Raw genomic sequence first — 15,221 nt, forward strand, 5'->3', positions numbered from 1 at the left:
TCAATACGGTAACCTGCTTTTATGCTCAACGACACTATCATCAACGCCGAACGCGAATTATATCTAACTCTACTAGAGTTGGCACAGCAGCAGCCAAACGCTTATGAATGGCTCAAACGATTACCAACATGGCTAGGTGATATAAAAGACAAAGCTAACTATGCGCATGCGCCTGCCTACCAAGCGTCAGTTGCTCGTTTGCCAAACTTAGCTGTCAATAACGTCGATCTAAACAGCGATACATTGACGATTGAGGCAAATCTAAATGAGTCTCAGCGCAAACAAACAACAGCACTATTAAAGCAGTTGATGCCGTGGCGTAAAGGCCCATTTCAGATTGGCGGTCAAATCGGCGATGATGAGTCAGGTATTAAGATCGATACTGAGTGGCATAGTGATTGGAAATGGAAACGTGTTGCGCCGCATTTAAGTAGATTGGACGGTCGCCGCGTATTGGATGTGGGCGGTGGCTCCGGTTATCATGGCTGGCGCATGGCAGGGGCTGGCGCGGATACGGTTATTATCATTGATCCGTCATGCTTGTTTTATCATCAGTTTATGGCGATTCGTCATTTCGTTGGTGCCGCAGACGTTAGTGATACAGGCCGTTACCGTACGCATTATATCCCTGTACCGCTTGAAGCGTTACCTGAGCACAGTCAGCTGTTCGATACCGTATTTAGCATGGGAGTGCTGTACCATCGCCAGTCACCGTTTGAGCATTTACAACAGCTTAAAGGACAGTTGGTCAAAGGTGGTGAGTTGGTACTTGAGACGTTGGTGATTGAAGGTGATGCCAATACTGTACTGGTGCCGCACGACCGCTACGCGCAGATGAATAACGTCTATTTCTTGCCATCGGTGTCGGCATTAATTGGCTGGTTAGAGAAAGCAGGGTTTTTAGACGTGCGCTGCGTCGATGTGGCAGTCACCTCGACTGAGGAACAACGACAAACCGAATGGATGACCTATCATTCGTTAGCAGATTTTTTAGATCCTAATGATTCTACTAAGACCGTCGAAGGATATCCTGCTCCCATGCGTGCGACTTTGATTGCCAAAAAGTAGCATTGATGGTGGTAGCTAACATAAGGAAAGCACTATGAAGACATTGAAGACTTTTATTGTAGCTACCATCAGCTTGCTATCGCTACCTGCTATGGCAGGTTATGGAACTGTATCCGAAGGCTGGGGCTTTGTACAAGACGACTGGCAAGTGGTTTGTGATAATACGCGGACTTGTCGAGCGGCTGGTTACGCTAGTGAAGCACTAATAGATGAGCCTGCCTCAATATTGCTCACAGCGTTGCCAAAAGTAGCTCTGCCAAAAGCGCAAATTCAGTTTATCTCAGAAGTGCCGCTAGATGATCTGAAGCCTGCTGAGCTTTGGCTGAATAATAAAAACTATGGTGTACTGCAAGCCAACAAAAAAGACAGTCTACTATACGACTTATCAGCCAAGCAGACTCAAGCACTGCTTGATCATGCTCGTATAGTGACTAAGATAGAAATTAGAGCAGGCGACAACTACTGGCAGATTAGCGATAAAGGCATGTCAGCAGTATTGCTTAAACTAGACGATGTACAAGGTCGAGTAGGGACGCCGATAGCATTGGTTAGTAAGAACCACCCAAATCGTCAACGTCCTAAAGTAGCTTTGCCAAAACCAATCATTCAAAAAGCATTTGCGTATTCAGCAAAAGACAATAAAACACTTGCTCCATCAAAGCTGGCGTATTTTCAGAAAAATATTGATAACTGGGTCGATATTAATGTCGAGCAGCTTATAGGGTCCAAGGACGCGATGGGCGACTGTGAGCTGATTAACCCAAAAACTGAAACATATCAGCGAATGTCAGAGTATGGCTCTACGCTGCTTGGTTGGGATTTTATACCGGTTGATGATAGCTATACGTTAGCCGCGCATAGTTGCTGGCTAGGCGCTTACAATTCCAGTAACGGCTATTGGCTCATTGATAATGCAAAACCTAGCAAGCCTACGCTTATCACGACAGCAGGGAATGATTATTTTGATGGTGAGATTTTCGCTACTCACAAAGACCGAGGTATCGGTGACTGCTGGAACCGTACTGCATGGACGTGGAATGGTAAAACGTTTGCTAAGAGTGAAGAGTCTAGTACGGGCATGTGCCGAGGTTTTGCTGGCGGAGCGTGGGACCTACCAACTTATGTGAGTCAGGTCACAAAAAATGATGCTAAGGCTCAATAGCTTATTTGATTTAGAAGACTTTGATCTAAGAAGCCTTGATTTAAATGACTGACACCTTATAAAGCGCAGCAGTCACAAGCCATACATTACATTTTTAGTTTTGCTACTTATGTCCTAAGCGATATCAAAGGATAGTGATAAAAATGGCCAATTAGATTAACCATTTTTTGAAAGCGACTTCCATGACTATCTTAAGGATAAAACCAACAGAACCTGCGCCTAGGGCTAAGAATATCCAAAAAGTACCAGCGCGCCCAGCTTCAGACGTTTTAGAGATATCCCACATAATAAAAAACAAGAAAGCGATGAATATCGGCAACAAGACGTACAGTCCCCAACTGGTGACAGTACTGGCGGCAATAGCAAACATGGCGTAATCCTATAATAGAGTAGTAACGCGTCTTCTATATTTTAGAAGAGCCGTACAAACCATTATTATAACGTGGAAGCAGTCAGGTATAAACGACTGCCCAGTATTGAGCAACAGTAACGCTACAATTCACGTTATGAGTTATTTATCAGTTTTGCATCATTGATATTAGTCAGCCCAAATCACGATAACGGTAAGATTTTAGTGCTAATTTTGGCGCAAATGGTGCAATAAAGCGCAAAGATTGTTATATTTACAGGTTACTTATCTTTTTACATTATTCTATCCCTGCAATGTCGGCCGCTATTATAATAAGCAGTTATCGATTGCTCGCATTCGCACCGTTTTTGTTGTTTATTTAATTGAGTTCAAATTCCTATGTCACAAGCCCAAATTGATACGCTTGCATCCCTATTTAATGATGCAATTCAAACCCTACAAGCAGATGGTACGCTACCAAGCGATTGGCAAAACAACAGTCAAATTACCCGTACAAAAGATTTAAGTCACGGTGATTTTGCCAGTAATATCGCACTAACGGCAGCGAAAGCAGCCAAGGCCAATCCGCGTCAACTTGCTGAAAAAATCGTCAGCGCATTGCCTGACAATCAAGATATTCGCCAAGTAGAAATCGCAGGACCAGGGTTTATCAACGTATTCTTAAACTCGGAAGCTAAGTTTTCCGTATTGGATGATATCTTCACATTGCAAGATCGCTTTGGCTTGAGTAATCAGTTTGACGGTCAAAAAGTCCAAGTTGAGTTCGTCTCTGCCAATCCAACGTCAAGTCTGCACGTTGGTCACGGTCGCGGTGCTGCATTTGGCATGAGCGTTGCTAACCTGCTAGAAGCTATCGGCTATGACGTCACGCGTGAATATTATGTAAATGATGCTGGTCGTCAAATGGACATCTTGGCCACCAGTACATATTTACGTTATCTACAGCTAAATGGTGAAGAGATAACTTTCCCAGTTAACGCCTATCAAGGTGATTATGTCAGTGACATCGCCCAGACGCTAAAAACACAGCATGGCGATAGCTACGTACATAGCTTTGCAAACGTTGCCAAAGATGTGCCAGAAGATGCTCAGTTTGAGATTAATGCTGACGGCGAAAAGACCTTAGTTTCAGGTGATAAAGAAGCGCATATTGATGGCTTGATTGCCAATAGTAAGTCTTTGCTAGGTGACAGCTATGCGTTATTTTTAAACGCAGCCTTGAGCAGTATTTTGGCGGATATCAAAGACGACTTAAACGACTTTGGCGTGAGCTACGAGTGCTGGTTTAGCGAAAGATCTATCGATAGCGAGATTGAGCCTGTTCTACAGATACTAGATGACAAAGGCTACCTATACGAAAAAGACGGCAATATTTGGTTTAAATCGACCGATTTTGGCGATGAGAAAGACCGTGTGGTACGCCGTGCCAATGGTCAGTCGACGTATTTTGCTTCTGACATCGCTTATCATAAAAACAAGTTTGATCGCGGCTTTGATAAAGTCATTAACGTTTGGGGCGCAGACCACCATGGTTATGTCCCACGCGTAAAAGCCGCTCTATTGGCTCTTGGGATTGATGCCGAACGCCTTGACGTGGTGCTTGTACAGTTTGTCGCGTTATGGCGTGGTTCTGAAAAGGTACAAATGTCTTCGCGTTCTGGTCAGTTTGTGACTTTGCGTGAGCTACGTGCAGAAGTCGGTAACGATGCTGCACGATTCTACTATGTCGCGCGTAAGCCTGAAGTGCATGTTGATTTTGATTTAGAACTTGCCAAATCACAAAGCAAAGACAATCAAGTGTATTATATCCAGTATGCTCATGCGCGCGTTTGCCGCGTGTTAGAAAAACTGGCAACCTACGATTTGGCAGTAGATGATGCTGTTGGTTTGGCACATCAAGATTTGCTAAGTGCACCAAACGAAGACGAGCTGATTAAACTGTTAGCAGGATATCCAGCGACGTTACTTCGCGCAGCGACTGGTTACGAGCCGCACGTCTTGACCAACTACCTAAAAGAGCTGGCGGCATTGTTCCATGGTTGGTATGACACCAACCGTATCTTGCCTATGAGCCTGACGTCAGGTGAAACGCCAAGTCAAGATGAGCTAGACTTAATGCAAGCACGTTTGCGTCTGTCCAAAGCCGTTAGACAGGTACTGGCAAATGGGCTTAGCCTGCTAGGCTTGTCTGCACCGTCTAGCATGTAGTGCTTTTCTAATATGTGACATGAGTATAGACAGCTGATAGCATTAATTCGATGATGATAGTTAAATCCAGTAGGGAGAACGAGATCCATGCTAGCCAAAAAACCTAAAGGCGCAACAGAAAAGCGCAAATCAAGTAGCGTATCAGGCTTATTGTGGATGTTTGTTGGGGCCGTATTGACCCTTATGATTGGGGTGTTTATCTACCTCTCACCATTATTCAATTTCAGCCCCGCTGATGGTAGTGCTGAGAACGATTCTGATCGCCAAGTACAGCCACGTGTGGATACTGATACTGACAATGGCGATTATGAGTTCTACGATATTTTACCTAATCAAGAGATGGCAACCATCCCTGACGAAGATATCGCTGACATTGATAATGATCAAATAGGTGATATAGGTGCGTTTGAACCAGACGTCGTCGTGACTCAACCAGATAGTGATGCAGGCAGTACCGAAACGGGCAGCTTCGGTGGTTCGGAAAATGCGACTGTCGAACCTGCTGGTGCTAACAATGCTGGGTCGAGTGAGGATATCGTTGTCGTTGAAGAAGATGCAACTTATGATGGTACGCCGCCTGCTACTAGTAACGCTACAACCCGCAATAACAGTGCAGCAGCAGGGACGGCGAGCATCCAAGCTGCCAAACCTGCAGCGACCTATATCTTGCAGATCAATAGCTTTAGTGATGCAGATGAAGCAGATCGTCGCCGTGCGCAAGTACTGATGGCGGGTGTCGATGCTCGCGTGGTCAAAAACACGACGGGCAATGGCTTGCCAATTTATCAAGTCATCTCGCGTCCTTTGAATAACCGTCAAGCAGTAACGACGGCACAGCAGCGCCTACAGAACAATGGTATAGACTCTATTATCGTTGAACAGCGTCGCTAGGTTCAGTCGTTTAAAGTTATTGTATTTATTAAAAAAGCGTCGTAATGACGCTTTTTTTATCTCTTTATTTTATCAAAATCTTTCTAGCTGTTTTATCCTATTAAACGTCCATTAAGAGTATGGCTATGACCGTATCTAACTCAGTAACACCGCAAGCAGGCATTATTAAAGCGTTCTTTCAAAAATACTTTATCGATGCTTTTACTGGTATGGCTCTCGGGCTATTTGTCACGTTGATCGCAGGTCTAATTATCTCGCAAATCGGTGGCTGGTTAGATTTGCCAGCATTGGTCGCGGTCGGGAAACTTGCCTCGATATTAATGGGTGCTGGTATCGGGGTAGGTATCGCTTACTATCTCAAAGCACCAACGCTAGTGATGCTTAGCTGCCTCGTAGCGGGTATGCTTGGTGCCCATTCCGAAGCACTAATGGCAGGCACGCTCTTTACGCCGCAAGTGGGTGGGCCTGCAACCTTTGTAGCACTGCCGGGTAATCCCATTGGTGCTTATCTGACCTCTGTGTTTGCTTATCGTACTGGCACTTGGGTCGCTGGTAAGACGAAGCTTGATATTCTATTGGTGCCATTGGTTGTGTGTGGTATTGCACTATTAGTCTGCGCACTGCTTAATCCGCCGATCGTAGCAGGGGTCGCTGCGATCGGCCAGGGTATTCATGCCGCTACTGAATTACAGCCCCTGCTAATGGGTATCGTCATTGCTGTAGTGGTTGGTATTTTATTGACCCTACCAACGTCAAGTGCAGCTATTTGTATTGCTATTGGGCTTGGTGGCTTGGCGGGCGGGGCAGCAGTGGTTGGCTGTGCAGCGCATATGATTGGTTTTGCTGTTGCAAGTTTTAAAGACAATGGCGTTAGTGGCGTTATCTCTCAAGGCTTGGGTACCAGTATGCTGCAAATCCCTAATGTGCTCAGAAAACCTATCGTTCTGCTACCTGCTGTCATTGCTAGCGCTATTGTTGGGCCGATCGCGACCGTTGGTTTTGGATTAGCTTGTACCGCGACAGGTGCGGGTATGGGTACTGCTGGTTTGGTCGGTGTGTTTGGGGTGATTGAAGCGTCACAAGAGATTATGAGCACTGGTCAGCTGTGGACAGCGATTATTCTATTGATGTTTGTACTGCCTGCGGTGATTGCAGGGTTGGTGGCTTATATCATGCGCCGTATAGGCTGGTTAGTCGCTGGTGATATGAAGCTGCCTTAATCTTTGAAGTATTGAACTGAAATATCATCAATAGTCTCAAAATTCAGTCTTATCCTCAATCGGCAATAACAATGCTTAAAAAAGCCCAGCTACGACTATAGCTGGGCTTTTTATATATAAATTCATCACTTTCTCATGAAATAGGCAGTGTTTATAAAATATTATTTGACCGTCTTTAGCTTCTTATGACGACGTGGTTTTAGCTTGCGGGACAGTTGATGGAAGTCGTTCAGCACTTGACTATAATGTGAGGGAAATACACGTTGGATGGCATCAATCATCTTGGCATCGTTACCAATCAGGCAGCGCTGTTGGTTGGTCGCTGCGGCATATAGGATAATCCAAGCCGCTTCATTGGCATCGAATTTTAAGAATTTATTAAAACTTCTGATGGTTTTAGGCCCAGTACTCATACCAATATCATGGATGCTCTCATTGCCGCGCGCACTGTTGGCAATATTGGTTTTGATGCCACCTGGATGGATACAAGTCGCTGATACTCCGCAGTTCTGAATGTTTAGCTCTTGGCGTAAGCTCTCTGTGAAGCCGCGTACGGCAAATTTACTAGAGTTGTAGGCGGACTGTGATGGCTGAGCGGTCAAACCAAACAGACTTGAGATATTGATAATATGTCCATGCTCGCCAAACTGGCTTTGTTTAACGCTGTTTTTGATTAATGGTAAAAATGCCTTAGTGCCGTAAACCACGCCCCAAAAATTAATGTTCATTACCCATTCAAGCTCACTAATACTACTGCCTTCGACAGTAGAGTAGAGCGCGACACCTGCATTGTTAAAGATAAAATTTACTTTGCCATGATCGCTCATGACGCTATCAGCCCACGATTCTACAGCTTTATGATCTGACACATCGAGTACAGTCATCGTGACGTTGACATCATAATTGGTAAGTAACTGTTTGGTCGCTGCCAGTTGTTCAGGATTGATGTCTGATAGTGCAACGTGACAGCCCATTTTTGCTAAATGAACGGCCAGCTCACGCCCCATACCAGAGCCTGCGCCTGTGATAGCAGCGACATGGTTGCGATAGTAGGATTCAACGTCCGAGTCATCCAATGAAGCATGGTTAGAAGAAAATGGTAAATGTTGGCGCAATGAAGTCGCCATAGCGGTCACATGGTTGAGCATAATAAACAATCCTTTGTCTTATTAATCATATGAGTTGTAAGGACTATATATAGTGGTATATAGAAATAAAGTATAAAGGTCAAAACAGACTATCTACATTAGCATGGTTTGCACTGATGCTTACTCGCGATTGATAAACGCTGCTGTCATTTCAGGACAGAAGTAATGAATGTCGCCAATTTTCAGTAGGCAAGTTATCTAGTAGGCAAGCTATCTAACAGATAACTTGATTAAATAATAGGCATAAAAAAAGCGCCTGAGCTTATTTAGCCAGACGCTTTTTTAGTAGTCCGCTAATGATAACGGACTATTTATAACAATTATAACTTAAGCAATTTTAGGTACTTTACCTTCATTGATAACGTCCGCATCAACCATTACAGTTTTAGCATTTTCCATAGAAGGTAGCTCATACATGGTCTCAAGCAGCGCATTTTCTACGATAGAACGTAGACCACGAGCACCAGTCTTACGCTCCATTGCTTTTTTGGCGATGGCATCTAGTGCTCCTTGGGTAAAGCTAATTTCAGCACCTTCCATATCGAACAAGTACTTGTACTGTTTTACCAGTGCGTTCTTAGGTTCGGTCAGGATTTGTACCAAGGCTGCTTCATCTAGCTCTTGCAGTGCCGCAAGTACTGGCAGACGACCGATCAGCTCAGGAATCAGACCAAACTTGATCAGATCTTCTGGCTCGACTTCTTGTAGCAAGTCTGAGCTACGACGGCTGTCGTCTTTTGAGCTAACATCGGCGTTAAAACCAATACCGCCTTTTTCGGTACGTTGCTGAATGACTTTATCAAGTCCAGCAAATGCACCACCAACGATGATTAGGATGTTGCTGGTATCAACTTGGATCAACTCTTGCTGTGGGTGCTTACGACCACCGTGCGGCGGGATAGCAGCTACAGTACCTTCGATTAGCTTTAGCAACGCTTGCTGCACGCCTTCACCTGACACATCACGCGTGATAGATGGGTTGTCGCCTTTTTTACTGATTTTGTCGATTTCATCAATATAGATGATACCTTGCTCAGCTTTGGCCACATCATAGTCAGAAGCTTGAAGTAGCTTTTGTACGATGTTTTCAACGTCTTCACCAACATAACCAGCTTCGGTTAAGGTCGTGGCATCAGCCATCGCAAAAGGTACATCTAATAGACGAGCTAAGGTTTGCGCAAGTAGCGTCTTACCAGAACCAGTTGGACCGATTAGCAAGATATTACTCTTAGCCAATTCTACCATTGCATCGTCAGCGCCGATCTTGGCTTTTTTGCTGTCGTTGGCTAGCGTCTGGCTAACTTTTAGACGTTTGTAATGGTTATAGACGGCAACAGCCAATGCTTTTTTGGCAGCGTCCTGACCGATGACATATTCATCAAGCTTGGCACGCAGCTCTTTTGGCGTTGGTAGTTTTTTATTGACCCAAGAAGTATCTACTTCGCTATCGTCATCACCGTGCTCTGCGCTGTCTGCGATTAAGTCAGTACATAGCTCGATACATTCATTGCAGATATTGGCATCGTCAGCAGCAATCAGTTGCTGTACATCGCTTTTGGCTTTACCGCAAAACGAACACTGCGGGGTATTATCTTCTGCCATAAAAGGCGCTCCTAAAATTTAAAACTGGTTAGTTTATTTGTAGTATGTCAATTATCGTATTCATTCAATGGTCATACCTTCCAATAGATCAGGTATGACATTGATAACGGTTTATCGTACGGCAAATAAACTATAAAAGGTCTTATGACTGCACTCTCGATGAAGAGGCATCACGTTAATGCTTAGATTACAAAGACTCGGGGCGACGCTCTAATACTTCGTCAACCAAACCATACTCTTTGGCTTCTTGTGCATCTAACCAATAATCACGCTCAACGTCTTTTTCGATTTTTTCTACTGGCTGACCAGTGCGCTCAGCTAAGATACTATTTAGACGTGCACGAGTTTTAAGGATTTCACGAGCATTAATTTCGATATCTGTTGCTTGACCCTGCGCGCCGCCTGAAGGCTGATGAATCATAACGCGAGCATTAGCAAGTGAATAGCGCTTGCCTTTTTGACCAGCGGCCAATAGGAATGAACCCATGCTGTAAGCACCGCCCATACAGATAGTAGATACTTCAGGTTTGATGAAGTTCATGGTATCGAAAATAGCCAAGCCAGCGCTTACTGAGCCGCCTGGTGAGTTGATATACAAATGGATATCTTTGTCAGGGTTTTCAGCTTCTAAGAATAGCAACTGGGCAACGATAAGGTTAGCCATGTTGTCTTCGACCTGACCGGTCAAAAAGATAACGCGCTCACGTAATAGACGTGAAAAAATATCAAACGAGCGTTCACCGCGTGAGGACTGTTCAACCACCATAGGTACTAAAGCCGCTTGTGTGGTCTGTACTTCTTTGTGCGCACTCATCAGCATATCAAAATGCGGGTTGGCAGTGATGCGATCATAATCTGTCATAGAAAAGTCCTATCGATAAATGTATAAAATAAAAATGGATTGAATGATTTTATTGTCTAGTAGTTTTTGACTAATGGGTTGTTTATAAGGGGGCTGCGCTCACTATTCAAGCCTACAAAACTGGTTTGTGCATAAAATAGGTGAAAAAGTGACCCTCCGATATTGCTAGGACTCATTACTTATATTAAAACTGATACTAAAAATACGTCTAGAAGTAGATAAATACTATCTTATCTATTATCAAGTCGTACAGATATCGACAGTATCTGTATCGATACAAATAGCGTAAATCATGTCTGACCTGACTTTTTAACATAGAATACCTGATTAATAGCCCTATAATCCACCTATCTTACTGACTAAGCCTGCAAATAGTTATGCGTTTAGTATTTTTGCTTATCTAATGTCCTCAGAGAGTATTGCGCTAACAATAACGCTAAAAAATGCACCGTTATGGACAAAATGTACCGTTTTGGTGCAAATATCTGCTGATTTTATAAATAGATAAGGCTCAAAAAACGTTTAGAAAATAGCTGGAAATATACGGTTATTTTTATCGTCCAATCCAAAAAAGAAAAAGCACAGACAAATCAAAGTTTTGAGTTGGTAAGGTTTTTATTTGACTATCTGCTATCAAGAGTTGGCACAGTGCTTGTATCAATAAAAACATTGACGCTTTTATTTATCGTGGTGCGCTATAGGCACGATAAATGGTGTACGCTGTATTTCTCCGTTATTATTCTGATATTACTGTCGCTAATGTACTGTAGTTAACGATTGGCAATAGGGTTCTTAACACATAGCAAATGATAGCTGTCATACAAAATACTGAAACATATTTAATTGGTAAATGAGTATATAAAATGAGTTGGGCCTCTTCTTTAGCATTAAGCTTTGACACTGTTAGCAGTACAAGTACGGCCAAAGAAGGTACGGCTGATAACTCAAAAACGCGGCTTTATCATCGTAAGCATACAGGTGCCTTGATGGTACAGCGTGCTCTATATCCTGAGCCAAGCGTACAGCAGGGTATTTGTCACATACTAATGTTGTACCCGCCAGCCGGTATCGCAGGTGGCGATACGTTGACCATAGACCTAAACTTAGATAGTGGTAGCCACGCTGTTATCACCACACCAGGGGCAGGTAAGTGGTACGGCAAGGACAGCGTTAGCCAAAAACATAAAGCTCCGTTGGGCGCCAACGACACTCACCAAAGTATGGATCAAAATGAAATAGCTGCCTATGCAAGCCAACATGTACAGGCAAACCTCGCAGCACATACCCGTTTAGAATGGCTGCTGCAAGAGAGTATCATTTATAACGAAGCCAATATGCATGCAGTGAGTCGCTTCGATTTGACAGATTCCTCTAGTCTACTAACATGGGAGATTAGCGTATTTGGGCGGCAAGCTTACGACGAGCAGTTTTTGCAAGGGCATTATCATACTGGATTGAACATCTACCGAGATGGTAAGGTTGTCGTTGCTGAGCGAGTGGCACAGGCAGCACAAAATCGCTGGTTTACCTCAAATTTAGGATTAGCAAACCAGCATATTTATGGATCGTTTTGGGCAGTACCAAGCTTAATCGATGTCCATGACAATCTTGCACTCTCCGCGTCACAAACCACGCAATCGACCGAAACAGCCCAAGCAACTATCAAGCAGTCATTAACCCGCTATCTAGACAATACCGTAGCAGCATTACGACAAGTAATTGCTCAAGCACAACTGCCTGTCTACTGCACTCATAATTGCCAAGCGATCAATATCCGCTACATTGGCTCAGATGTACGAGGTTGTTTTGAAGCGTTTTATCAGCTAAGAGAAGTCTTGCGAGATCATTGGTGGCAACTTGAGCCTTGTCGTCCACGTATTTGGGACACCTAATACGGCCACTTTTAATAATGAAACTAAGATATATTGCGACTATTTTTAATCGATATTTAATGCTTTGAAAACCTCTAATCTGCTATAAATATAATGATAAGTACAATAAGGAATTGTCATGCACCTGACCCCAACAGAAAAAGACAAACTCATGCTATTTACGGCTGGTATGGTGGCTGAGCGTCGCAAAAATCGCGGTGTTAAACTCAATTATCCCGAAGCCATCGCTTATATCAGTATGCTGCTGATGGAAGGCGCACGAGACGGTAAAAGAGTCGCCGAGCTGATGAGTGAAGGTGCTACGTATTTGTCTGCTGATGATGTCATGGAAGGGGTGGCAGAGATGGTCGATGAAGTGCAAATCGAGGCGACCTTTCCTGATGGCACCAAACTGGTCACGGTACATAATCCCATCGTGTAACGCTGTATACCATTGTTATAGCACTGAAATGCTCACTATAAAATAAGGCGGCTACCATGCAAGCAGGCGAATACCATATCCAAGATGGCGATATTATCTTAAACCAAGGGCGACAGGTGCAGACCATCAGTGTGAGTAATACTGGTGATAGACCTATCCAAATCGGCTCGCATTATCACTTTTATGAAGTCAATGATGCCTTGAGTTTTGAGAGAGAGCAGACTCGGGGTTTTCGTCTCAATATTATCTCTGGAACCGCCGTACGTTTTGAACCTGGTCAATCGCGGGAAGTAGAATTGGTAGCATACGCTGGCAAGCAAGATGTATATGGTTTTGCTGGGCGCGTCATGGGCGCCGCTCATCCAGACGAAGCATTAGAGAGCACTACTGATAAAAAGGTAACCACTACTTCGCAGAAGCGAGTCAGTCGTCGTATTTATGCTGAGCATTTTGGTCCTACCACAGGTGACAAGGTTCGCCTAGCCGACACGGAATTGTGGCTACAGGTTGAGGCTGACTTGACCAGTTATCAGGATACTGATCAGGCTGCAGCACTGCAAAACGGTGAGCGTGCTAGCAAACCTATCGAGATAAAAGGCGAAGAAGTCAAATTTGGTGGTGGTAAAGTCATCCGTGATGGCATGGGACAAGGACAGTTACTAGGCGCGGAAGTTGCCGATACGGTTATTACCAATGCATTGGTCGTTGACTATACAGGCATCTATAAAGCGGATATTGGTATCAAAGATGGTCGTATCAGTGCCATTGGCAAAGCGGGCAATCCTGATATCCAGCCCGCTATTGATATTCCTATTGGCGGAGCTACCGAAATCATCTCTGGCGAAGGCAAAATCCTGACAGCAGGTGGCGTCGATAGTCATATTCATTTTATCGCGCCCCAGCAGTGTGAGACGGCGCTTATGTCAGGGGTAACTACGATGCTGGGCGGCGGCACAGGGCCAGCTCAAGGTACGCTCGCTACTACTTGTACACCAGGGGCGTATCATATTGCCTCAATGCTAAAGTCTACTGATAGTATCCCTATGAATATTGGACTACTGGGTAAAGGCAATGTGAGTGTACCAGAACCCATTGCTGAACAAATCGAAGCAGGTGCCGTGGGGCTGAAGCTACATGAAGATTGGGGTACAACACCGCAAGCTATTGATAACTGCTTGAGTGTCGCTGACGACTATGATGTGCAGGTGGCCATTCATACCGATACTTTAAATGAAAGTGGCTATCTAGAGAGTACACTTGCTGCTTTTAAAAACCGCTGTATCCATACTTTTCATACTGAAGGGGCAGGTGGTGGCCATGCGCCCGATATTCTAAAGGCTATTGGCGAGTCGCATGTGCTGCCATCTTCAACCAACCCAACGCGACCATACACCGTCAATACCATTGATGAGCATCTCGATATGCTGATGGTTTGTCATCACCTAAGTCCTGCTATTGCTGAAGATGTGGCCTTTGCTGAGAGCCGTATTCGTCAAGAAACCATCGCCGCAGAAGATATCTTGCATGATTTGGGTGCTATCTCGATGATGAGTAGTGATTCGCAAGCGATGGGGCGGGTGGGTGAAGTAGTCATCCGTACATGGCAAACCGCGCACAAAATGAAAGTTCAACGTGGCCATCTAGCGCCAGATGCAACGGCGAACATTGAGGATGAGCAACAGTACATCACTTTGACAGACTATGACCAAAGCGCGGATAACGACAACTTTCGTATCAAACGCTATATCGCAAAATATACCATAAATCCTGCGATTACTCACGGTATCAGCGATATGGTCGGCTCAATCGAAGTAGGTAAATGGGCAGATATAGTGCTATGGTCGCCCAAGTTTTTTGGGGTAAAGCCTGAGTGCATCATCAAAGGCGGGCTTATCGCTGCGGTACCGATGGGCGATATTAATGCCTCTATTCCTACTCCTCAGCCTGTGCATTATCGTCCTATGTTTGCTACATATCCAAAATCGGTTGCCCAGACCAGCATTACCTTTATGTCGCAAGCGGCGATCGACAAACAAGTGGATAAGCAGCTTGGGTTGACCAAAGTCATTCAGCCAGTACACGGCATCCGTAAAATTCGTAAAAGCGATATGCGCTTTAACAGCTACTGCCCAGATATGGATATCAATCCTGAGACTTATGAAGTACGTGCCGATGGTAAGACACTGACCTGCGAGCCAGCTGATGTATTACCCATGGCACAGCGTTACTTCTTATTTTAAAGCTTATGATGCACGTTTATAAGAGCTCTAGGACAGTGAGCCATAAACCATGTATACCAATAGTCAGTTGGTTTCTTGAATGAGATCGTATCTTTATTCCCAACACTTTTACCATCAATACTATTGACCAATAGTTT

12 protein-coding genes are annotated in these 15,221 nt (G+C 44.3%); 8 read left to right on the forward strand and 4 right to left on the reverse strand.

Annotation, left to right across the window (positions count from 1 at the left end):
- Window positions 1-21: 21 nt before the first annotated feature.
- Window positions 22-1,068: a tRNA 5-methoxyuridine(34)/uridine 5-oxyacetic acid(34) synthase CmoB gene (gene cmoB / locus ACQKCG_RS09310; protein ID WP_101205308.1), complete on the forward strand. Its 1,047-nt coding sequence runs from the start codon at window positions 22-24 to the stop codon at window positions 1,066-1,068.
- A gap of 34 nt (window positions 1,069-1,102) precedes the next feature.
- Complete coding sequence (locus ACQKCG_RS09315) at window positions 1,103-2,230, forward strand: DUF1176 domain-containing protein (protein ID WP_101205309.1); 1,128 nt, start codon at window positions 1,103-1,105, stop codon at window positions 2,228-2,230.
- A gap of 151 nt (window positions 2,231-2,381) precedes the next feature.
- On the opposite strand, the gene ACQKCG_RS09320 is transcribed toward ACQKCG_RS09315, so the two are convergent.
- Window positions 2,382-2,600 (reverse strand): DUF2788 domain-containing protein, encoded by a 219-nt coding sequence (locus ACQKCG_RS09320; RefSeq protein ID WP_101205310.1) that lies wholly within the window; start codon window positions 2,598-2,600, stop codon window positions 2,382-2,384.
- A gap of 378 nt (window positions 2,601-2,978) precedes the next feature.
- On the opposite strand from ACQKCG_RS09320, the gene argS reads away from it, so the two are divergent.
- From argS to ACQKCG_RS09335, 3 genes are all read left to right on the forward strand, one after another.
- On the forward strand, window positions 2,979-4,808 hold the full coding sequence (gene argS / locus ACQKCG_RS09325; protein WP_101205311.1) for an arginine--tRNA ligase: 1,830 nt from the start codon (window positions 2,979-2,981) through the stop codon (window positions 4,806-4,808).
- An 87-nt stretch (window positions 4,809-4,895) separates the two neighbouring features.
- The gene (locus ACQKCG_RS09330; RefSeq protein ID WP_101205312.1) at window positions 4,896-5,699 is read left to right on the forward strand and encodes an SPOR domain-containing protein; all 804 of its coding nucleotides are present in this window, start codon (window positions 4,896-4,898) and stop codon (window positions 5,697-5,699) included.
- Window positions 5,700-5,824: 125 nt separating this feature from the next.
- Window positions 5,825-6,919 carry a PTS transporter subunit IIC gene (locus tag ACQKCG_RS09335; RefSeq protein ID WP_101205313.1) on the forward strand — a complete coding sequence of 365 codons (1,095 nt, stop codon included), beginning with the start codon at window positions 5,825-5,827 and terminating at the stop codon, window positions 6,917-6,919.
- A gap of 161 nt (window positions 6,920-7,080) precedes the next feature.
- On the opposite strand, the gene ACQKCG_RS09340 is transcribed toward ACQKCG_RS09335, so the two are convergent.
- The 3 genes from ACQKCG_RS09340 to clpP form a co-directional block, all read right to left on the reverse strand.
- Window positions 7,081-8,067, reverse strand: a complete 987-nt coding sequence (locus tag ACQKCG_RS09340) for an SDR family NAD(P)-dependent oxidoreductase (protein ID WP_101205314.1) — start codon at window positions 8,065-8,067, stop codon at window positions 7,081-7,083.
- A gap of 327 nt (window positions 8,068-8,394) precedes the next feature.
- Complete coding sequence (gene clpX, locus ACQKCG_RS09345) at window positions 8,395-9,669, reverse strand: ATP-dependent Clp protease ATP-binding subunit ClpX (RefSeq protein ID WP_101205315.1); 1,275 nt, start codon at window positions 9,667-9,669, stop codon at window positions 8,395-8,397.
- A gap of 187 nt (window positions 9,670-9,856) precedes the next feature.
- Window positions 9,857-10,483: an ATP-dependent Clp endopeptidase proteolytic subunit ClpP gene (clpP, locus tag ACQKCG_RS09350; protein ID WP_197411852.1), complete on the reverse strand. Its 627-nt coding sequence runs from the start codon at window positions 10,481-10,483 to the stop codon at window positions 9,857-9,859.
- Window positions 10,484-11,394: 911 nt separating this feature from the next.
- On the opposite strand from clpP, the gene ACQKCG_RS09355 reads away from it, so the two are divergent.
- The 3 genes from ACQKCG_RS09355 to ureC all read left to right on the forward strand — a co-directional run bounded on the left by ACQKCG_RS09355 (window position 11,395) and on the right by ureC (window position 15,084).
- The gene (locus ACQKCG_RS09355) at window positions 11,395-12,423 is read left to right on the forward strand and encodes an urease accessory protein UreD (protein WP_101205316.1); all 1,029 of its coding nucleotides are present in this window, start codon (window positions 11,395-11,397) and stop codon (window positions 12,421-12,423) included.
- A gap of 118 nt (window positions 12,424-12,541) precedes the next feature.
- On the forward strand, window positions 12,542-12,844 hold the full coding sequence (ureA, locus tag ACQKCG_RS09360) for an urease subunit gamma (RefSeq protein ID WP_057761815.1): 303 nt from the start codon (window positions 12,542-12,544) through the stop codon (window positions 12,842-12,844).
- Window positions 12,845-12,900: 56 nt separating this feature from the next.
- Window positions 12,901-15,084, forward strand: coding sequence for an urease subunit alpha (gene ureC / locus ACQKCG_RS09365; protein ID WP_101205317.1), 2,184 nt, complete (start codon window positions 12,901-12,903; stop codon window positions 15,082-15,084).
- Window positions 15,085-15,221 lie beyond the last annotated feature (137 nt).

The sequence above is a fragment of the Psychrobacter sp. NPDC078929 genome, assembly GCF_050267985.1.
Lineage (GTDB): Bacteria > Pseudomonadota > Gammaproteobacteria > Pseudomonadales > Moraxellaceae > Psychrobacter.